Genomic DNA, 21,794 nt, shown 5'->3' on the forward strand with positions numbered 1-21,794 from the left:
AAATTAAAAATTGCCGGTAGAGAGCAGCAAAAGAAACGGAAGCACGCCCAATTTGCTCTTTAAAATACGGAGCGCGTTATGTACCTGTTTTTTAACGGTTTGCTCGGATAAGTTCAGTGCTACGGCAATTTCTTTATGTGTCAGGTGCTCATTTCTGCTTAAACAAAATATCTCCTGCATTTTAGTAGGTAAAGCGGCTATTTCTTTTTCAATCAGGGCAAGGAGCTGATGCTCTCTTACCAGATAATCGGTCTGACATATTCCCTGATCTATATAGTGCTGAACCGACTGAATGTAACTGGATTCAACATGTTTATGAGAAATATTATTAAAAATCTTATTACGAACTGCTGTATAAAGGTAAGCGCGTAAGCTACTGACCAGCATAATATATTCCCGTTTCTTCCAAAGCGCGGTAAATACTTCCTGAATTACATCTTGCGATTCTTCCTTATTCTGGAGTCTTTTATAAGCGTGAATGTACAGCAACTCAAAATACCGCTTATAAATCTCTTTAAAAGCAGCTTCATCATCAGACTTCATTAAGTCTAAAAGTTCATAATCCTGTAACGTCCTGTAAACCAGCATATCCTATATAACTAACGAATATAGGTTTAAAATACAGATATTCAATTCTATTTTTCCGGGTTAGCATCAGAGGTAAACCCGCTTACCGCCCCTCCTTCTGCTCTCATCCGCAGCTTCAATGAAGTTAAAGATCTCAATGGTTTCCTCTGGTTCTACAGGCGGCTTACCTGTTTCAAAGAACAAAATAATCTCCTTAACCAAAGTTTCATAACCCGAGAATGGTCCGAGTGCCGCAATTCCCTTTTCACCGAAAGCAGTCCCTGCAATTGCTGTCGCCCCCTTTCTGATTCCCCTTACAGATCCGATCCGTCCATCCTTCCACACACCCACCACAACGTCAGCGTCTGCCTGATGGATTCTGGTCACGCTCACGCAACCTTGTCCCATTACAGTAAACAGCATTTCAATACCGTGTATGGCATACCAGGCCAGGTCGCTGTGGTGTTTATCAAAGTCAGCTGGCGTATATACATCTGCACCAGTAACCCTACCGATCGAACCTTGTGCTACTTTCTGCACGCTCGTGTCAAATCGCAAGGCTGAAGATGTAAACAAGGGCGTTTGGTACTGGGTAGCGGCCTTAAAGATCGCTTTTGTACCTGCTAAATCAGGCGCAACAGGTTTATCAATAAAAACCCTTTTGCCTGCTTTAAATACAGGTAACACCTGTTCCAGGTGCGGCCTTCCATCATTCGATTCCAGTAAAACCACATCCACATTAGCAAGTAAGGCCTCAATAGAATCAACCAGCTCAACACCCATATTTTGCACGGCTTTAATGATGTCTGGTTTCATTTTCAAGGCGGAAGCGATGTCTTTACTGCCATGCGGATAAGCTGCCACTACCTTATAACCTTTCATGTCCGGGCCTCCCGAATTGATCATTTGAGTGAAAATCTGGCTGTGACCTGTGTCCAGGCCAATAATACCTATTTTTTTGCCTTGCAATGAAATAGAATCACCACCTAGAGCGATCCCATGATTTGCCATCACCAGACCTGTTGTTGATAGTGCGGTGTTAATTATAAAATCCCTCCTGTTCATAGCGTTTTATTTTTCAAATTTTATCCAGTCAATATGGAACAATGGCTTATTTGTCTGATCGTTTTTAAACATTAAAAACAGGTCCTTTACACCGCTGACCTTATCCGTATAAACTACGGGTAAAAGAACCTCCTTCCATCCAGTTCTCAGATCTTTTATTTCTCCTCCCGCTATTTTAACTTCAGCCACTAAAAGTCCGTCTTTAGCATTTTGTCTTATTTCTATCTTCCCTCCAATACCCTCCTCGCGTACTCTGAATCGAATCCATTTGACATGATTAAGATCTATCGCGTTAAAGCGGGCATATTTACCATGGGTAATATTGGCAACATAAGTCACATAACCAGTTTTTAAAGAGGCGATCATCACACTGATGTTCCCCTCATGGTAGTCTTCCAGTTGCACTAAAGCGTTCCTCAACACCATGCGGCTGCTGGTCGCAATAGGTCCTATCCCATTTGCTCCTTTATCTGTATACGAGGCCTGAAGTACATAAGCACCTTCAGTTCCTTTCCCCTTATGTTCAGTAAGATAAATCCTGTTAGCCAGGGGTGTGTTTTTTTGCTTTTCACCTAAAGACAGAATATACCCTGCAATTTTCCGTGCTTCGGCATCCGTTAAATTCGCATGGGGAGGCATTGGATAGGAACCCCAACTACCGCTTCCCCCGCTAATTATTTTATGCGCCAGCATTTCATCCGCACCATTTCTCCCCTTGTACCGTCTGGCAATATCTTTCAATGACGGGCCAATTGATTTTGTTTCAGTCGTATGGCAGGCTTTACAATCCAGGGACGTATATAGCTTAACAATACTGGCATATTGAAGATCACTATCTTCTTTGCCTGATAGCGCAGTTGCCAGATCATTTCCGGCAGGGATATAAGTAAAATTTATTTTGGTCCTTTCCGGGTCGATGGTGCCATCTTCCCTATCGCTGATTTTCACCTGGTAATCCAGAAGGCTGTTATCCCAGTAAAAACTACGGTTCGCTTTACTTTCGATAGCCACCTTTGGTGGTGTATTACCTACTTTTACCTGAACTGTAGCAGTTCCTATTCCACCATATTGATCAGATACCTTAAGCAATATGTTATATTTTCCCGATTTTAAAAAGGTATGCCTGATCTCCTTTTCAGAAAACTTCTTATTGTCAATCTTCCACTCGTAAGCCAACCTATCTCCGGCATCGTAATCTCTTGAACCGATGGCAGATAACGCAACATCAAACGGTGCTGCGCCAATAGTTTGATCAACTTTTATCACCGCAAGGGGGTTACGGTTACCTTCAGTGTATTCAATCCTGATGATCCCCGAATCTGTGTTCCTTGCAAACCAGTTGGTTCCATAAGCAATCAGATAGATTGCCCCATCAGGGGCTATCTGCATATCTATCGGCGCAATTACCTGGAGCTGTGGAAAAAAGGGTTCTATGCCCACATAATTTCCTTCTTTGTCCATTGTCACCGCCAAGATCCATTTCCTGACCCAGTCAAAGATAAAAAGTTTGCCATTGTAGTAATCCGGTAGTTTGTAGGGCGCATTGGGATAAAGATCATTGTAATAAACCGGTCCGGCCATGGCGCTGGCACCGCCGCTGCCTAAGGCTGGCCATTTAGTAGAAGGGCCCTTGCCATACCAGATAAATGCTGGCTGGGCAGGTGGCAATTCTCGTATCCCCGTGTTGTTAGGAGAATCATTAATAGGATGTAGCGGATCTTTCGGTGGACCTTCCTTTTTTGTTGCAAAATCATAATCCGGGAAAGCTTCATTTTCTCCCAGAAAATAGGGATAGCCAAAAAAGCCCGGCTTACGAGCCTGATTAATCTCGTCGTAACTTAATTTCCCCTCCTTTGCCTTCACTTCTGTATCCGGACCAACATCTCCCCAATACAGGTATTGCGTTTTTGGATCCACAGAAATTCTGAACGGATTCCTTACGCCCATTATATAAATTTCCGGTTTCCCCAAAGAACCATCTTTTGGGAACAAATTACCATCAGGTATACTGTAAGTGCCGTCCGCTTTAGGTTTGATGCGTAAAATTTTACCACGAAAATCATTGCTATTAGCAGTCGATGCCTGACCGTCAGACAATTCCCTACCCGGTCGTTCGTCAGTTGGATTATGCCCCTCAATTTCCTCTGCATTCGTATTGTCACCAATCGACAAGTATAATAGTCCGTCAGATCCGAAGGTGATGTGGCCCGCAGAATGGCAACAATAGGTACGCTGGGTCGGAATCTCCAGCAGCACCTTTTTGGATGACTGCAGTATTTTTTGATCCCTGAGTTCAAAACGAACTAAATGATTGATATTTTTATCTCCCGAAACCGCATAATAAAAATAGATCCAGTTGTTTTTTTCAAATTGTGGATCTGCAGCTACTCCAAGCAATCCATCTTCAATTCCCGAGAAAACGCTGAATTGTGCAATTTGTAACAATTCCTTGCTGTGGTTGTTAAAATAGCGAACAGCTCCTTTTCGTTCGATTACCACAAGATCATAATTAGGTAATATAGCCATTCCCATTGGTTCATCCAGGCCAGAAACCAGTGTCATATGGCTGAAACGGCTCGAATCTGGAGGAATGCCCGCAGCCCTGCCCTGGTTTAATTCGGGCATCAGTTTTAATGCTATTTTCTCTTTGTATACATAGGCCAGACACACTGTTCCTAGCACCGCCAGAGCTATAAATGAAGAGGCAAATAATTTCATACTTTTGTCTTTTTTGGTTTAATAATGAATTCGGTCGGGACCAGAATTTATAGCCTGCCCGCTGTCACTTCTGTTGCTGAAATGCGGCTGGCCTTATTGCCGAAGGATGATCGGATGTAGGTAAGCAGTTCTGCTATTTCTTTATCACTTAAGAAATGGAAAGCTGGCATCTGTTGATTGTACACCGCGCCTTTGACTTTAATCTTGCCAGATAAACCGTTTAACAGGATATCGATAAGTTGTTTTTTATCTCCCAGTACTTGTTCCGCACCTATTAAAGGAGGGAAAGTGCCTAAAACACCATTACCATCAGATTTATGGCAGGAAGCACAGTATTGACTATAGCTCGACTTTCCCATTTGTACTACCGGCTTTTTTAATTCGGACAGCAGGCCAGGATCTTTTTGGGCTTTAAAGCCTGGAGACAATTTGTCACCTGCCCGCATTTTAAATAACCGGAGTATTCTATCGTCTTTTGCCCTGGGAAAACCGATTGAAGGATTCCAGTCTCTGTTACTTGTAGACACATAAATGTCTCCTGCGGGCGATACACATACATCTCGTAAACGGCCATACTCTTTATCTAAATATACGTGCTCAGATACAATCTCGTCGCCTTTCTCATTTAGTTTTAAAAGCCTTAAACTACTTCCTTTAAGCGTAGTGAGTATAAGCGAGTTATCCCATTCCGGTATTGCTGTTGAATGATAATAATCCATCCCTGCAGGTGCTATCGTTGGGGTCCATGCTTTTAATGGCTCCACCACAGCATCTTGCTGTCGAAATGCTATTTCTTGTGGAGTGTCAGCCTTTCCGGTAACCTCTGGCCACCCATAATTTCCACCTTTTTGTATCAGATTTACCTCATCGTCATTAGCATCACCATGTTCAGAAGTGTATAACTTATTGTTAGATGCATATACCAATCCTTGTATATTACGGTACCCACTTGCCCATATCGCACTTCCTTTTATTGGATTATCGTCAGGAATACTACCATCTATATTTAACCGCAAAATTTTGCCGCACAAACTTTTGTTGTCCTGGGCCAACTTAGATCGAAGCCCGTCACCCGTTGCCCAGAAGATCTTTCCGTCAGCTGAAAAGGATAGCCTGGATCCATTATGAGACGTCCCCCCCGGTACTTCCAATAGCACAAAAGGATTTATTAAACTGTCTGCGGAATAAGTATAACGAACCAGCCGGGACAAGATAATGCTATCCTTTTTACAGGTATAATCAACCACCACATATGGCCATTTATCTATATCTGGAGAGAAAGCCATTCCCAGCAAGCCGGCTGTTCTTTGGTGCCACACCATCTCAATTTTTAACACTTTCTTTCTCTCCCCCGTTACGGGATTTACTCTGCTAACACTTCCTTTCTGTTCAGTGAACCAGATCCAGTTATCAGGACCCCAAACAATTTCCCAGGGGACATCCAAATTTAATATTACTGTACCAACTGCTACCTTACTTGTTTCTAAGACAATTTCTTGTTCAACAGGCGTATCTATTACATTTTGGTTAGTTACCGCTGCATTACAACCGATCAGAAAATGAACCATGACTGCAGTCCAGAGGTAATTAATCAAGGGCAATGTGAATACTGGGTTAAAAGATTTGTGCATACTTGTCGTAACATATTTTGTTGAGTGTACTTCAATCCCATGCTAGTCAAGGATTATATGTTATTAAGTAGAGACAAGTTGCCCGGGCATTGGGGGTAGATACTAAATAAATTATTGCAGCAATTGTAAAACGCGGGAATTTAAGTTCAACGCAAAACAAGATTATGGAACGGAGCTGAGAAGATTGACATGAATGTAACCAAAAACAACAAAAGGCCTTTATTCTCACGAAAAAGGCCTTTTGTTGTTGCAGTGGTATGGGCCGGGATCGAACCGGCGACACATGGATTTTCAGTCCATTGCTCTACCGACTGAGCTACCGTACCATCTTATTTAAACATGATTCGCAATCATGTTCCCCTCGGTTGGGAGTGCAAATGTAATATCTTTTCGCTTATTATCATATCATCAATAGCGAAATATTTATTAGCCACTCTCTTTCACACAATTAAGTTTTATAAAGAAAGTCTTAGCAGGTATTATGTCCATCTATTTAAATTGCGCTAAAACAAAAAAGCTCCAAATTTCTCTGAAGCTTTTTGCAGTGGTGGCAAGCATTAGGATTTCGAACCATTTCCTTTCTGATTTGCGTAGATCTTATTTTGTGTCTCTTTTAATTAATGACTGGTAAAGACTTTTTAATTCCTGACCTCTGGTCAATTTAGCGTCACCGTTCATTTCAATACCGGATATCGCCCGCCAGAGTTTAGCCGTCTGAACATCCATAGCTTCTGACAACCGGGCTTCCCAACCAGGTAAGTAACCGCGTAACCCCATATATTGCACCATTTTAAAATCATAATCATCAGGTGCTATATCTTTATAATAAATCAATGTAGCTTTTTGATCTATCAATTTATCCTGTAGTATACTCAGGTCCAGGTTCTTCAATTTAAGCTTCGAGTCAATCGCCAGTGACGCAGCAATACCTGCTGCCTGTCCAATTGCCATCCAGCAAGGCTCCATACGCAGCGTTGAGAAACCAATATGACTCCCCGAAACCGGAACGGGAAACAACAGATTATCCAGTTCTTTGGGCATCATTACTCCGAAAGGAACCGTATAAACATCTGAAAGATAACTGATAAAACCATCCAGATGTATTTTTCCGGACTCACGTTTCCGGACCGCATGAGAGTCAAGTGCGTAATGGCTTGCCGTTATGCTATTGGCATGTAAAGGAGGTCTCGACCCGGGAGTTACGGCAATGGCATCATGGGCAGTAAAAAAATAAGTCCCTTCCATGCGTCGCCCTTCCCTTACGTAGACCTGCCTCGGAAAATTTTCATTGTCCTTATACTCATCTTTAGCGAGGCCCCATTCGCCTGAAGACTTTTTAAAGCTGACCGGAAGTTCCGGATCGTTTTGAGCAAAATAGATCAAACCGAGCGTATAGCTTTTAAGGCGTTCCGCAAACTTATCGCGCCAGTCCCAGCCTGATGTAGGCCATGGCCAGTTTTCTTCTGGAAGATCCGTCGATATTAATCCTAAATGCTGGTTATTAGCATCGGTTTTCTGGTTTGGTAAAAATACCCGGTTGGTTATTTTGGCGATTCCCCATTTGTCGCCGGGTATTCCTGAGGTATCACCCTTCGCAATATTTTTACGATTGGCAGCCATCATTTCCGCAGAGACATTCAACATTTCAACACCCGCATGACGCCCATCCCATATGTCGTTAGCAAGTGATTTAAACTCGTCCCGATCATATTTCCGGGGTTTTGTAATGGTTACCCTGTTACTTGCATTATCCGTCAGGCACAATCGATAATTGTAAGCCTGTACAGCATTATCAGCCTGATAAGTAGTACCCTCACCTACTGGCCCATCCCAATATTTATAAGTCCTGCCGGCACCATCCTCAGCAAACTCATCTTTCCCCTCACGACCGATACGGTAAGGAATTTTAGCTGCGGCGGCGAGGTCTCCTTCATAAGTCCCGTCAATAAAAACGTCTCCCTGATATTCTTCGGTTTGTTTTGTTAAACGATTGGTAACCCTAATCTTAGTTATCTTGTTATTTTGGGTGCTTACATTTTTCTCCTCCGCATCAAACTGACGCATCTTATAAATTTTTATTTTGTCGCTATATTCCGCAAGCATTTGCTCGAATATCATTTCAGCAACAGAAGGCTCAAAATGATAACCATTGCTGCACATTTTCACCTGTTCAGAATGCTCACCATATTTTTTAATATAATATTTTTTAATACGCCCGGTAAAATCTGTAAACAAGCCCGTTGTGGCACCCCTTGTAGCAATATCTGTAGCACCTAGTCCGTTGGCCGGCAAGCCGCCTATATGCCCGGTACGCTCTAGAATAACGGAAGTTTTCCCCAGCTTGGCAGCTGAAATGGCACACATAATCCCCCCCGGATTACCTCCGACAATAACAAGATTGTACTGCGAAAATGCTGCTGATGCAGGAAAAAGGAATGCAAAAAAAAGGCACTTAAATATCTTCATATTTCTTACTTATAAATAAAAACGATTGGTTTATTGTTAGTGGTTAGTTCTTTAATTCTTTCGCTAATAATCCATTGGCATCTAGCCAATTTATAGCATGATCAAACCATTGATCTTTCGTTGCTTTGTTATACAGTCCAAAACCATGTCCGCCAGTTGGGTACAACACCATTTCGGCCTTTACTTTGGCTTCTGTTAAAGCGCTGTAAAACAAAAGGCTATTTTGAACCGCTACTGTCTTATCATCCTGAGCTTGTACAATGAAGGTAATCGGAGTATTGCCGTCAACTTGTTTTTCATTCGAATACAGATCAACCAATTCCTGACCTGGATCTGCGCCAAGCAGATTATGCTTTGACCCCTGATGTCCTACCGCTCCGAAACTGATCACAGGATAGATCAGCATCATAAAATCAGGCCGAAGATTAACATTCAGTTTATTTTCAATAGCTGTATGATCAAAATGAGTTCCCGCACTTGAGGCGAGATGTCCACCTGCCGAAAACCCTACAATTCCAAGCTTAGCCGGATTGATACCCCATTCTGCTGATCGCAATCTAACCAGTTGTATAGCCCGCTGAGCATCCTGTAAAGGCCCAATGGTTTTATCGGCCATCACTTCATCACTTGGCAGACGATACTTCAGTACAAATGCGGTAACACCGATCTCATTAAATTTTAGTGCGATATCATAGCCTTCTTTGCCCATCATTAACCGGGCATAACCACCTCCCGGACAAATGATAACCGCAGCGCCATTAGCTTTGGCCTTTTCAGGAAAAAAGGGGGTAATGGTTGGAATACTTACAAAGCTAACCTTATTATCTTCCTTAGTCTCAACGTACGAGAATGGTGTTTTTTTTGAATTTGGGACGCCATCAGGATACAGCAAAACAGACTGCTGTGCAAAGCCATATGGAATACAGGCAATGAACAGTAAAATATTTAAAATGCAAATCTTCATGTCTTTGAATTAAATTAAAAATCATTGTTTAAACATAGCAGATACAGACCTGCCTTTCAAGCCCTTAACATTTACAGAAAATTGAAGTACAGGTTTTAACTGCTTTACGGTTATTTCGGGAGCAGAAGTCACAAGGCCCGAAAACGGTCTATTGATCTGTAGGTGAATAAGCCCTTCATTAAGCATAGTTGGATCTGATAACGAAACATTCATGCCCTCTTCATTTTCCATAACCATTACCGCTGCTTTTTTATCGCAGGTTAAATATATTTTATGGTCCACAACAACGGAACTTAAAGTATCTTTCCAAAAGTTAGCCGCAGTTAGCCCCAGCTTAATATCCTTTACAGCTTGAACTGTTGCTGTATTCTCCAATATTTGGATGGATGGATATTTGGCATACTGTTTAACTTTCTCAGCGCTATAACCAGGCAACAGCAAGTAAGCATATTTGTTCTCGGCGCCATTACCATCGATATTATGATTGCCGTGTGCCTTCCATAAAGTTAAATAATGCCGTGTTTGCAAGGCGCTGCCGGTCCCGGTTCGTACCTCACTCCATGTGCCGCTTTGAGGCTTACGCTTCATGCTTAGTTTTATGCCCTCCGGAAAGTAATAGCCAATATCTGCCCCCCTTACATTCCCTGATAGATGCGCCCAGTTTACATTACGATCACTAACATCAAAATTACCCGGTATAATTTTGCCATCCACAGTAAATGTATTACTGTTTTCCAAACTGAGCTTGCGCTGTTCAATTGTAGTAAATACATTTCTGTTATCCTGATTGGTAATACCCGCACCCAAACAAACAATTCCATCAGCTAACATAAACCACGATTTTTTCGCCGAAAGTGTGGTGCCGAAGGGAGATAACTCCATTCCGCTTACTCCGTATTTATCCAGCATAGCAGTGCCGCCTACCCAACTTTTGGCGCTGGTTTTATTAGTCAAAGCCGTTAAATCCTCCTCCGTAGTAGTTCCGGGTAAATGCTGGTAATTAACAGTGCTCCAAAAATTATCTTCAAACTGCTTTTGATCTGCGTTATAAAGATAGCTCATACCATCTGAAAGGTGCCAGCCCTTTAAGTTTTCCTGATTAATGGATTCAAAATTGTAAATGCGGGCAGAATGCATACTCAGCATAAAGGCATAATGGTCTGCTTGCCGGACTGCCCTATCCATATTAGCCAGTTGCCGGTAAGTAATATAGGTTGTCTGTGGTAAAATAGTTTTATCATTCATCATCTCATTTGCCATCAGCGTAAGCGAAATGGATGAAAAACCAGCCTTGCTCCCATCTTCCAGAATATAACTTTTCACGATAGAGGTTAATCGCCGGCCTTCTTCTTCAGGTGCCTGACGGGCAAGGAGTATCAATGCTTCAGTTAATGCTCTGCCTTTGCTGTGTTCGCTGGTATTATTACGGGCAATTTCGCGCCCCATAACGGAGCTCATTATTCCTCCCCGGTATACTATCGGCTGGAAAGAATCATAAACCCAACTATAGATATTGGTCGCATTAGCTACCATACCTGGTATTTCAGGAAACAGATACAGTAACTCTGTCAGTGAAGATAAAAGGGCGACACCATAGCCACCCGAATAAGGGTGCTTATTATGCTGAAGGAATGATCCGTCTATATAAAAGCCATCACCCTGTGTAACATAATTAAACACCGGACTTAAAGCATTAATAGCATAAGATACTTTTGATGGGTTGTTAGCTATAATTGACGAGATAGCGATTACCCGGCTTATCCAAACCAAATTGGCACCGGTGTAACCATCAACAGCCGGGGTGGCGTGTTGTATCGCACGGATGTATGCCGCCCGCGATTCCAGGCTAATCTGATCATAAAGTAAAACGACAATGTTGTTCAGTTTTTCCGGAATACCGATACGATAATCCCACCAATTATTATTCCCTCCTGTTCTGGGGATAAGTGTTCTTTCATTATATTTCTTACTATAAAGCCATTCCAATGCGGTTAAGATGTCATTCTTCAGATGCTGATTATGATAACTATCGGTTCCAGGTGAGCAATAAGCAATCGCCATACTATATAGCCTGGTGTAGCTGGTAGTAATATCAGCGGATTTGTTATATTTCAGATCCAACCATAAGGTTTTTCGGCTAACCGTATCATTAACAAAACCATTTTTCCAGAAAGAAAGCGAATTTCTATTGATAATAGAAAGCTTATTTTTTATCAGCGGATCATTTGGGTTATACTTTCCGCCGATTAAAAAATCGCGCCATTTTATCCGTAAAGAGTCGCAATTAAGTTGTTTGGCGGCTAAAGAATCCTGTGCGCATACCATAAGCGGTAGACAACTGGAAATTAATAAATATAGAAACACGCTGATTGTTTTCATTGCCATATGAATTTATAAGACATCCTTTAAGTTTTTATAATGCTGATATCTGTATAAGGCTTCTAAAAAATAATAATCCGCATAAATAAGGGGAACGTCTATTTCGTCGTGATGCGGTCGGTGTCCTGTACTATGTTTTAGCAAAAAATACTGATTCGTTCCAGCCCTTGCCAGATACTCATCTGTACATAAAGCGCTCAGTATAGCCTGAGCTTTTTCATAATATCTTTTTTGTGCAACAACATAAGTACTTAACTCAAGTAAACCGGATGCCACTACAGCTGCTGCTGAAGCATCTTTTGACACATTCGGAATTTCCAGATCATTAAAATCCCAGAAAGGAATTGGATCATGAGAAAGATCGGTTTGTGACAAAAAATAATCCGCCGCCTTTTCAGCTTGTACTAAATATTTGGAGTCGCGGGTTTCCCGATATAAAAAAGTGTAAGCATAGATTGCCCAGGCTTGTCCCCGGGCCCAACATGAGCTGTCCGCATACCCCTGGAAAGTTTGCTTTTTAATCAGTTCACCACTTGCAGGATTAAAATCAAGTACGTGATAAGTACTGTGATCTGGTCTGAAACGATACTTTAAGTCAACATCAGCATGTGAGACCGCAATATGATAAAAAGACGAATCGCCGCTCACTTTAGATGCCCATAACAACATTTCCAGGTTCATCAGGTTGTCAACTATAACCGGATATTTGAAAGGTTTAAAATCCCATGATCTGATTGCCCCAACCTTTGGATTATATCTGGACGACAAGGATCTTGAGGCCTCTAACAAAACCTCCTTATAGCTATTCTTGTGCGTTGTATGGTAAGCTTTATAAAAGGTATTGTATAGAACGAAACCAAGATCGTGAGTAGTTTTATTGTATTTTTCATTTTCTAAGGTTTCGGTATGCCTGATGGCTTCATTTTTCCATTTGCCCTTTCGGGTTAGATAAAACATATACCATAAGTTACCGCCAAAAAAACCACTTGTCCAATCTTTGGACTTGACTAACCTGATGGAACCGTCTTTATTCACACTGCGCGGATATAACGCAGCGTTGGGATATAGCTTCAGGTAGCTTTTGTATTGTTCTTCGGCAACATGCAGCACTTTATTAATATCTGGTTTTGTAACCTGTGCCTTTACTCCAACTGATAAGCAGAATAGCAGCATACACACGTAGCCTGCTATCCGATTTAATTTCTTTAAATTCATTAATTCAATTCTATAAGTACTGCCCTGGCGGGATTAATTGTTAAGGTGATTTCTGAAGTACCTGTACCGGCAACAGTGGTTGTAGAAGTGCCGTTCCAGGTCCCGTTTGTAGCATTTACGGCCGCCCCATCCAGGGTAATACCAGTTGTCGCCGATAAAGGTATTGCGGCATTGGTAACCAGTTCATGCAATTTGGCGGATATAATGGTTGAGGCACTGGTTATTGTCAGCAAGGCTGTATTGGCCGCATCCTTATTCACAACCAGCGCACAGGTTTTACCTGCCGAATTTTTAAAAGCATATGCGGTTATGTTTAATCCATTCTTGTTTAACAATTGATTTAAAGACTGCTTCATATCTGCCAACGCAAACATGAGCAGGCCATAATAGAGTGGCTTTACACTAAATGTATTATTGGTATTGTAATATATCGGGGAATAATAAGACCTGCGTCCACCATGAAAATCTACGCCCATAGCTCCTTTACGTGCCAGATAAAACATCATATCTACTCCCCATAATGCTGAAGCAAATACATTGCTCACCCCATCTTTACCACCATTGTTAACAGAATTACACTCCGCATACCGGTAAGGTAGGCCACTACTTGTAGATGCTGCCGCAATTATTCCCGAGCGGGAAACCAAGGTCGAGTCGTACTGCATAAGTTGCTCAATCGTTCCGGCTGATCCCATTTTATAATAATGTGTGGTTAAAAAATTGATCCGGCTGGCCTCATCAGCAGCAAATGTCTGAATCCAGGCAGTTTTAGAGGATACCGTAGGTCCGGAAAAAGGAGCTGCCGGAACCGCTGTATGTAAAATATTATAGCTGGCCTCAAACTCCGGTTTGTAATGAACAATACCATAACCTGTTGCCCTATAACCATTCTGAGGATACAAATCTGGCTCATTGCCAATTTCAAAGCTTAAAACCTTTGCTCCAAACTGAGTTTGAACAAAATTAACCTCAGAGGTATGTACGGTGTCATTAGCTATATTTAATCCATAAATCAGCTTCCAATCTGATCCCAGTTGATCCGTAAATAATTTGAGTTTAGTCACATCATCCCTGTAAACATGGGTAATTGAGGTAGACGTGCCCCTTAGCGAATCTTGCCAGAAGATTTTATCAGATGAGTTACCTCCAAGGCGCAGTACCCCACTTTTCAGGTTTTTAATTAACTGAAGGAACACCGTTTGGTTTTCATTGAAATAAGGCCAGGTTGGATTAATAAGATCAGATTTCTCATAACTCAGACCAACAAAATTAGCGGGTACAGTTGCACCGATCGTTGAGGAGGCAATATCCAGAGAAACATTAACCATTGCCAGCGGCGCAACCGATAAACTGGATTGTTTTAAAATCTTCCCCGTTTCAACTGTATTTTGGGAAATTATAGCTGTTTTTTTACAGGAACAAATGATCAGCAGAGCTGCCATCAGGGCATACTTTACCCCTAACTGGTATAAATTATGTTTCATTTTCATCGTATTTATAAAGTTTATGCAATTGGATCCGATCGTTAATTTTTAAGGGCTGTTACCAATCAGGATTTTGTTTGATGGCTTTATTAAGTGATAATTCTAAGCTTGGTATTGGTAAATACAAATGTCTATTGGCAATATTGTTACCCGCTAATGCGAGGAATTTCAAATTCGCCGGATAGCTGGCGGTAATGTTCTTTGACAAATCTTTCATTGTACTGATAAATATACCCCAACGTTTCAGGTCGTGATCACGCAAAGCTTCAAAAGCAAGCTCCCGTGCACGTTCATCCTGAATAACCTGTCTGAAAACAATTTTATCTGTAATAACCGTCGTACCTTTAAATTCAGAAGCGTGCGCTCTTGCCCTTACCTCGTTCAAAGCGTCATGCGCCTTTTGTGTCGGGCCATTCAGTTCATTTTCAGCCTCGGCCAACATTAAAAGTACATCAGCATACCTCAAAACAGGAAAATTTGTGGACGAAGTATTTTTACTTTTGGGTGTTACCACCTCATACTCGCGACGCCATTTACCGGGATAGCGGTTATACAATTGTGTTGCTGTAAAATTCGTAGGTTTAGTCGTGGTAAAATAATAAGGTGATATGTTCCAGTCGCGCCTCACATCGGCCGCATCTGTATATAAGTTATATAATTTGTTAGTCGCATACAATGCACCATAACCGTAACCCGGTGTTTGCAGATCAGGCCCCGATGCCAATATACCACCCCAAACCCCTACCCAGGAAGTTTCATTGTAACTCCCTATACCGTTACCATAAAACTCAATTTCCCACATGCTTTCTTTAACGTCATAGATATCTTTAGATTGGTTGATAAATATTTGTTTATAATCAGGATTTAAACTGTGCTCTTTTGACTGCACAACTTTCTCGGCCCACTTCAGCGCATCGTTAAGTTTACCCGGATCATTTACCTGGCTTCCTGCCATCGTTAAGCAAACACGGGCCATTACCCCCTCAATTGTCGTTTTAGAGATCCTTCCACTAAACTTCAACTCCGTAGCAGTACTAACCAGTGGCTCAGCAGTCTCCATATCTTTCAGAATTTGTTCAAAGACTTCCATTTTTGGGCTGCTTTTGATATCCACATCACTGGCTGAAACTGTCGGGCTTAGCTTTAAGGGTACATCACCCCAATTGTCGGCCAGTAAAAAATAATAATACCCTCTTAAAAACAGCGCCTCCCCCCTTATCCGGTTTCTTTTCGTCTCGTCCATTTTCGGCTTAGATATATTAGCCAACAGATCATTAGCCCGGTCAATGCCCTGGTAACAGGACGTCCATAAATTCCCAACGATACCATCCGACGGTGTATAATTAAATACTTCTAAACCGGTAGTAGTTGCCAAAGCTGACCTTAATCCTTCGTCATTGCCGTACGCCAGCGTAGTAAACAAATATCTTCCGTACATCGCCTCTCTTCCCAGTGGATCATAAACCCCTGTTAATGCATTTTCTACTTCCTGTTCTGTACTATAATAATTAAGCGGACTTAAAAAATCAGTTGGCGCCACATCCAAAAACTTTTTACAAGAAGCTAATGGGAAAATAGCTGTGATAATTAATATGTAAATGATTTTTTTCATGATTTACGTTATTAAAATGTTGTGTTTAAACCAAATGTGATTGTACTGGCCCGGGGATAAGCTGAGTAGTCAAATCCAGGCGTTAATGCAGAATTCCTGGCAGACACCTCCGGATCCGGACCTGAATAATTAGTCCATGTCATTATATTTTGTGCGGCCGCATATATCCTTAAAGTTTTTAATTTAATTTTTTTAACGAAAGGAGCTGATAAATTGTACCCTAGTGCAATGGTTTTCAGGCGCAAATATGAGCCGTCTTCTATCACCCTCGACGAATAGGCATAAGGCCCCTGCCCACCAATCCTGAACATATTATTATTTTGATTGTCAGGTGTCCATCTGTTTATAAAACTGGCATATTGATTTTGATCAAGCCGGGTACTACCTTCAAAAATCAGGCGGTTGGCATTAAACAGATCATTACCCGCAGACCATTGAAAAAATACATTTAAATCAAAACCTTTGTAATTGAAAGTGTTAGATATCCCCCCTGTATATAGCGGGTAAGGTTTACCGATTACAGTCCTATCGTCGGCGTTAACAACTCCGTCGCCATTTATATCTATGTACTTAATATCGCCCGGTTGAATGCTACCCCGTGTGTTGCCATTGGTGGGTACATCAGCTTTTAAAGTGTAAACTCCTGATGTCGACTTATCAAAATCGTCGTATTGATATACACCATCCCATACATATCCGTAAAATTGAGCAATAGGCTGACCAATTTTACCTGTGTAAAGCGGCGTATTGACATAATTAGCATCCCAGGCAAGGTTCGTTAAAATGTTCTCCTGATTTTCTGTTAGCGCTAATATTTTGTTCCGGTTAAAGGCAATATTGAAATTTGTGGTCCAGGAGAAATTTGTATTGCTGATGTTAGTGGTATTGAGTGTAAATTCAAATCCATCATTCCTAACCTTTCCAATGTTCTTAAAAGCATTGGGTAAACCTGCGGTTGGGGGCAGATTGGCATTTAGCAACAAATCATAAGTAGTTTTCTGATAATAATCAGCTGTAAAAGATAACCTATCTTTCAGCAATGAAATATCCATGCCCAAATCCAATTGTGAGGTATTTTCCCATTTCAGATTCTGATTTCCTAAAGCTGTTTTAATGGCTCCTTTATTAACCCCGTTATTGAAAGGATAAACGGCCGAATTTGGTAAAACCAGGGTTGCCAGATAAGCAAAATCACTTACCCGGTTGTTTCCGGTGATTCCATAACTTACCCGTAATTTGGCATCCGTAATTACAGGTACTTTTTTCATAAAATCTTCACTTGTAAGCCGCCATGCAATAGAGCCGGAAGGAAAATAACTCCATTTATTTCCAGGTGCGAATTTAGATGAACCATCAGACCTGAAGGATGCCGTGACCAAATATTTATTCTTAAAACTATAGTTAACCCTACTTAAAAATGAAACCAACCTGTTTAATGAGGTAACAGAAGTAATTGTTGATGACGTTCCCTCATCCAATCCGCCTATCCCTAATGTTTCGTTAGGAACCTGTAATGAAATGGCTCCAAAATTATTAAAGTTAGTTTGTTGTACGGTAAAGCCTCCCAGTACATTCAGTTTATGGTGTTTCCCAATTACGCCATTATAAGTAAGCGTATTTTCATTTAGTAAATCATTGATCCTATTGTTGGTAACAGACCCATTGGGGCCACCTTTACCCTGCGGACTTAATGGATTGCCTAGTGGTGTCTGCGAATTATTAAAGATATTGACAACCTGATCTGAACGATTAACACCTCCGGTAACCCGTAGCTTTAAACTTTTGGTAAAATTATATTCAGCATAAGCGTTAATGATTAAAGAATTAACATTCCGCTTATTGTAAGTATTTTGCGCAGTTATTACGGGATTCGATCTCAGGTCATTATTCACATCAATAGCGGGATCATAAAGCTCATCAATCAGATCATCACTGTTACCAGTTCCGTTTACCGGTCGATAAGCCCAAACACTATACATTAAGCTTAATGTACTTAAGCTGCCATAACTGTTAGACACGACACTGCCCGAACTACTGGTAGTTGAATAATTTATGTTCACACCTGTTTTCAACTTGTCACTAATCTTTTGGTCCAAAATTAAACGCCCCTGATAACGGTTAAACCCCGTATTAACGATAATCCCATCCTGGTTTGTAATTGAACCGGAAAGAGAATATTTGGTATTGGCATTACCGCCGCTAACAGCCATATAATGGTTTTGCATAGGCGCCGTTCTAAATAAGCGCTCCTGCCAGTTGATTCCTTCTTCTGTCCGGTAGCTGTCCAAAGTAAGACCATTGGTAAAATATCGTTTTTCTGCATTTACCGCATTAAGATCTTGCTGTAATTTCACAAACTCATAAGGATTCATTAAGGCTACTTCATTCCTGTTTTTCTGAAGCCCATAATAACCATTGTAGGTAACGACAGGTTCGCCGGCTTTCCCTCTTTTTGTAGTGACCATGATCACACCATTTGCACCTCTGGCTCCGTATATAGCAGTCGCAGAAGCATCTTTTAATATTTCGATGGATTCTATTTCGGCCGGATTAATGGCATTGTTATCCGCATTTTCCAGGGGAAAACCATCTATAACATATAATGGGGAATTATTCTGGGTGATGGAATTGTTCCCGCGGACGGTGATTGTACTGGAAGATCCAGGCTGCCCATCACCACTAGATACCGCTACGCCGGCCACCCTACCCGCCAGTGCTTCTTCAAAAGAACGGACGGGTGCTTTCTGCATTTCATCCATTTTTACACTACCCACCGAACCGGTCAGATCTTTTTTCAATACAGTACCATAACCAACCACAACAATTTCATTTAATTTGCTGTTCTCTTCCGTCATTTGAATATTAATAACCTTAGCGTTACCCACCACCCGTCGCTGTGTGAGATAGCCGACAGATGAAAATACCAGTACTGTTTTTTCATCCGGTACATTTATCGAATAGAAGCCCTTCACGTTGGTTGAAACACCCGTTGGACTATTTTCAATCTTAATGGTCACACCAGGCAAGGGTATATTTTTCTCATCCGTAATGGTTCCGGAAATACTTAGGAATTTCTTTACAATGGAATTTGCCAGAGGTCGCGGGGTAATGACAATGGTATTCTTATTAATTACATAAGACAAGGGTTGATCAATGAAACATTGTTTTAACGCCTCGTCCAATGAAACGTTTTTAATATGAAGATTAATCCGCTGTGCTTCGTTCAAAAGTTCAACGTCACAAATTATGCTATACCCGCTTTGCTTACGAATATCATTAAGTGTTTCACGAAGGCTTGCGTTATTCTTATCTAAACTTATTTTTTGTGCTATAGAGGCGGCACTGACGTGCAAAAATGCCAGAAGACAAATAAAAAAGGACAGTTTCATAATTCGCCATAATTTAGGGTGGACACAAGAGGGTATCCCGTATCTGAGTACAGTTAAAATTTTATACATTTGGAAATTAGGTTACTTAAAAAATTGGTTGTGTAAAATGTGACCGTTAAGAGTTCCCTGATAGCAGTTCTCAAGCTGTGCAATTTCCAGGGGCGGCTTCAACGCTCCTGGTTATTTTGTTTATCAGGTTGTATTTGATCTGGTACAGACTAGTTCATCAAAATCACCCTCCTTCCATCAATTTTGTATCGCAATGAACAGGTAATAGCGATGTTATCCAGCAATTCGGTAATATCTTTGTACCTCGACATTGTGCCCCATAATTTTTTATTAGAGATATTCCCCTGATATTCAACATCAACATCATACCATCTGGAAGCTTTTTTCATAACATCCTTGAGATTGACATCGTTTAAAACAAACAAGCCGTTCTTCCATGCCATTACCTCCTCTATATCAGCCTGTTTAATTGTTAATTCCCTTTTAAGATCGTTAACAGCAATTTGGCCCGGTTTCAATTTGACCTGTCTATTTTGAGTAATGAGCTTAACCGATCCCTCTAAAAGGGTTGTCTTGATTTCATGATCCTCAATGTAAGCCTCTACATTAAAATGTGTGCCCAGCACTTCGATTTTCTGTTTGCCAATCACATCCACCTTAAATGGTTTCTCCGGATTTTTAGCGATCTCAAAATAGGCTTCTCCTTTTAACTGAACCAGTCTTTCCTTTCCTGAAAAGCTTGATGGATAGGTTATACTGGATATCGAATTTAACCATACATGAGATCCGTCAGGCAGCACAACTTGAAATTGCCCCCCTTTGGGCGTACTGACGGTGTTATAGATAACAGCCTTAGCAGCATCAGAACTGTTCTCTGCTGAAGGTTGATAAATAATTTTACCATCGGCTGTTTTTGTAATCCGGGTATTGCCTTGTTTTACTAATTCACCATTATTTACATCGGTTAAAACAATTTGTTTACCGCCGGATAACGTAAGGATTGCCTTATTACTGCCCACAACAATTTTTTCAGCAACCTGTGTGTGCTGTTTTGTTCTATCAGATGAAGTATTAAAATACAAGTAAATACCCGCACCTACAGTCATCAATGCGATGGCAGCAGCAAGCGGGAGTTTATACCACTGCAATTTTTTAGGTTGCTGATCTCTTATGCTTTTTTGGAGCCTTCTATATATACTGCTTGTTATTTGTTGTTCGTCGCCCAAGCGGTCTTCATCCCAGTATATGTTATCTAAAGAAAAATCGTCCTGATATTCATCAAGGTTCTTTTTATCTTCATGTGTGCATTTGCCCTGCATGCACTTTTCATACAACAGGATGTATTCTTCCCTCGTCATAATTTATAATTGGTTATATGTATAGTACCTGTTTACACATCCTACACACATACTTTTAAAAATATTTTTCATTTATATTTCACCTTAAAAAATGTAAATTCGTTCTATGCCAAATAGAATTACACAGATTCCCTCCGATGCCGATCTTTGGGAATCCATCAAATTAGATGATGAACGTGCTTTTTCTACTTTATTTCATCGCTACTCTTCGCGGATTTATAGTAATTCTTATGCTTATGTAAAGGATAAAGAGGTTTGTGAACAAATTGTTCATGATATTTTTTTAACGGTCTGGACCAACCGAAAGACGCTGCAAATTGAATCCTTCAAAAATTACCTCACCTCGGCAGGCCGTTATAGGGTTTACAAAAGCATCCATGCCAGCAAAATTATTCCTATTGATTATAAAGAAGATCTGGAAGTTTTTTCGGACAGCTCAGTGGGGAATAACGGTTTTGACCGAATTGCGTATAATGACCTGGAAACGGAATTGGAATCTTACCTTAAAAACCTACCTAAAAGGTGTCAGGAGATTTTCCTCATGAGCCGACGCCAATTGATGAGCAATGATGAGATCGCAGCTAAACTTGGCATCTCGAAACGTTCGGTTGAAAACCAGATTACCCATGCACTTAAACATTTACGTGTATCATTAAAGGACATTACGGTCATACTAATCATAGCTGAAGGAATCAGCGATTTTGTAAACTGATTCTTCTATACTCCGAATTAGTGTCAAAATCCACCGTAAAACAAAAAAGCTCCAGATTTCTCTGAAGCTTTTTGCAGTGGTATGGGCCGGGATCGAACCGGCGACACATGGATTTTCAGTCCATTGCTCTACCGACTGAGCTACCGTACCATCTTTATTTAAACATGATTCGCAATCATGTTCCCCTCGGTTGGGAGTGCAAATGTAGTGTCTTTTTTTGAAAAG

13 protein-coding genes and 2 tRNA genes are annotated in these 21,794 nt (G+C 41.0%); 1 reads left to right on the forward strand and 14 read right to left on the reverse strand.

The window, feature by feature from the left end:
* Window positions 1-3: 3 nt before the first annotated feature.
* From B9A18_RS21130 to B9A18_RS21190, 13 genes are all read right to left on the reverse strand, one after another.
* Window positions 4-588 (reverse strand): RNA polymerase sigma factor, encoded by a 585-nt coding sequence (locus B9A18_RS21130; protein WP_084291545.1) that lies wholly within the window; start codon window positions 586-588, stop codon window positions 4-6.
* A 66-nt stretch (window positions 589-654) separates the two neighbouring features.
* A complete protein-coding gene (locus B9A18_RS21135; RefSeq protein WP_084291546.1) occupies window positions 655-1,632 on the reverse strand; it encodes a Gfo/Idh/MocA family protein in 978 nt (325 codons plus the stop codon).
* A 6-nt stretch (window positions 1,633-1,638) separates the two neighbouring features.
* A complete protein-coding gene (locus B9A18_RS21140; RefSeq protein WP_084291547.1) occupies window positions 1,639-4,350 on the reverse strand; it encodes a PQQ-dependent sugar dehydrogenase in 2,712 nt (903 codons plus the stop codon).
* A gap of 47 nt (window positions 4,351-4,397) precedes the next feature.
* On the reverse strand, window positions 4,398-5,981 hold the full coding sequence (locus B9A18_RS21145; RefSeq protein WP_235005400.1) for a PQQ-dependent sugar dehydrogenase: 1,584 nt from the start codon (window positions 5,979-5,981) through the stop codon (window positions 4,398-4,400).
* A 253-nt stretch (window positions 5,982-6,234) separates the two neighbouring features.
* Window positions 6,235-6,307 (reverse strand) — tRNA-Phe (locus B9A18_RS21150).
* Window positions 6,308-6,578: 271 nt separating this feature from the next.
* Window positions 6,579-8,447, reverse strand: a complete 1,869-nt coding sequence (locus B9A18_RS21155) for an FAD-dependent oxidoreductase (protein ID WP_084291548.1) — start codon at window positions 8,445-8,447, stop codon at window positions 6,579-6,581.
* Between the two features lie 43 nt (window positions 8,448-8,490).
* Window positions 8,491-9,411 carry an alpha/beta hydrolase gene (locus B9A18_RS21160; protein ID WP_084291549.1) on the reverse strand — a complete coding sequence of 307 codons (921 nt, stop codon included), beginning with the start codon at window positions 9,409-9,411 and terminating at the stop codon, window positions 8,491-8,493.
* 21 nt (window positions 9,412-9,432) lie between these two features.
* The gene (locus tag B9A18_RS21165; RefSeq protein WP_159452716.1) at window positions 9,433-11,790 is read right to left on the reverse strand and encodes a polysaccharide lyase 8 family protein; all 2,358 of its coding nucleotides are present in this window, start codon (window positions 11,788-11,790) and stop codon (window positions 9,433-9,435) included.
* A gap of 12 nt (window positions 11,791-11,802) precedes the next feature.
* Window positions 11,803-13,005: a glycoside hydrolase family protein gene (locus B9A18_RS21170; protein ID WP_084291551.1), complete on the reverse strand. Its 1,203-nt coding sequence runs from the start codon at window positions 13,003-13,005 to the stop codon at window positions 11,803-11,805.
* Complete coding sequence (locus tag B9A18_RS21175) at window positions 13,005-14,489, reverse strand: glycoside hydrolase family protein (RefSeq protein WP_144009575.1); 1,485 nt, start codon at window positions 14,487-14,489, stop codon at window positions 13,005-13,007. The genes B9A18_RS21170 and B9A18_RS21175 overlap by 1 nt, the downstream gene beginning before the upstream one ends.
* 58 nt (window positions 14,490-14,547) lie before the next feature.
* Window positions 14,548-16,101 carry a RagB/SusD family nutrient uptake outer membrane protein gene (locus B9A18_RS21180; protein WP_084291553.1) on the reverse strand — a complete coding sequence of 518 codons (1,554 nt, stop codon included), beginning with the start codon at window positions 16,099-16,101 and terminating at the stop codon, window positions 14,548-14,550.
* Window positions 16,102-16,112: 11 nt separating this feature from the next.
* Window positions 16,113-19,490 carry a TonB-dependent receptor gene (locus B9A18_RS21185; protein ID WP_084291554.1) on the reverse strand — a complete coding sequence of 1,126 codons (3,378 nt, stop codon included), beginning with the start codon at window positions 19,488-19,490 and terminating at the stop codon, window positions 16,113-16,115.
* Window positions 19,491-19,708: 218 nt separating this feature from the next.
* Window positions 19,709-20,857, reverse strand: a complete 1,149-nt coding sequence (locus B9A18_RS21190; protein WP_084291555.1) for a FecR family protein — start codon at window positions 20,855-20,857, stop codon at window positions 19,709-19,711.
* Window positions 20,858-20,963: 106 nt separating this feature from the next.
* On the opposite strand from B9A18_RS21190, the gene B9A18_RS21195 reads away from it, so the two are divergent.
* The gene (locus B9A18_RS21195) at window positions 20,964-21,569 is read left to right on the forward strand and encodes an RNA polymerase sigma-70 factor (RefSeq protein WP_084291556.1); all 606 of its coding nucleotides are present in this window, start codon (window positions 20,964-20,966) and stop codon (window positions 21,567-21,569) included.
* A gap of 77 nt (window positions 21,570-21,646) precedes the next feature.
* Here B9A18_RS21195 and B9A18_RS21200 read toward each other — a convergent pair.
* Window positions 21,647-21,719: transfer RNA gene (locus B9A18_RS21200), tRNA-Phe, on the reverse strand.
* Window positions 21,720-21,794 lie beyond the last annotated feature (75 nt).

It is taken from the genome of Pedobacter nyackensis, from assembly GCF_900176505.1.
Classification (GTDB): Bacteria; Bacteroidota; Bacteroidia; order Sphingobacteriales; family Sphingobacteriaceae; genus Pedobacter; species Pedobacter nyackensis.

Bases quoted from the DNA above. Each gene is read 5' to 3' on its own strand.
- B9A18_RS21130 (WP_084291545.1), bottom strand. From the start codon at position 588: ATGCTGGTTTACAGGACGTTACAGGATTATGAACTTTTAGACTTAATG.
- B9A18_RS21135 (WP_084291546.1), bottom strand. From the start codon at position 1,632: ATGAACAGGAGGGATTTTATAATTAACACCGCACTATCAACAACAGGT.
- B9A18_RS21140 (WP_084291547.1), bottom strand. From the start codon at position 4,350: ATGAAATTATTTGCCTCTTCATTTATAGCTCTGGCGGTGCTAGGAACA.
- B9A18_RS21145 (WP_235005400.1), bottom strand. From the start codon at position 5,981: ATGCACAAATCTTTTAACCCAGTATTCACATTGCCCTTGATTAATTAC.
- B9A18_RS21155 (WP_084291548.1), bottom strand. From the start codon at position 8,447: ATGAAGATATTTAAGTGCCTTTTTTTTGCATTCCTTTTTCCTGCATCA.
- B9A18_RS21160 (WP_084291549.1), bottom strand. From the start codon at position 9,411: ATGAAGATTTGCATTTTAAATATTTTACTGTTCATTGCCTGTATTCCA.
- B9A18_RS21165 (WP_159452716.1), bottom strand. From the start codon at position 11,790: ATGAAAACAATCAGCGTGTTTCTATATTTATTAATTTCCAGTTGTCTA.
- B9A18_RS21170 (WP_084291551.1), bottom strand. From the start codon at position 13,005: ATGAATTTAAAGAAATTAAATCGGATAGCAGGCTACGTGTGTATGCTG.
- B9A18_RS21175 (WP_144009575.1), bottom strand. From the start codon at position 14,489: ATGAAACATAATTTATACCAGTTAGGGGTAAAGTATGCCCTGATGGCA.
- B9A18_RS21180 (WP_084291553.1), bottom strand. From the start codon at position 16,101: ATGAAAAAAATCATTTACATATTAATTATCACAGCTATTTTCCCATTA.
- B9A18_RS21185 (WP_084291554.1), bottom strand. From the start codon at position 19,490: ATGAAACTGTCCTTTTTTATTTGTCTTCTGGCATTTTTGCACGTCAGT.
- B9A18_RS21190 (WP_084291555.1), bottom strand. From the start codon at position 20,857: ATGACGAGGGAAGAATACATCCTGTTGTATGAAAAGTGCATGCAGGGC.
- B9A18_RS21195 (WP_084291556.1), top strand. From the start codon at position 20,964: ATGCCAAATAGAATTACACAGATTCCCTCCGATGCCGATCTTTGGGAA.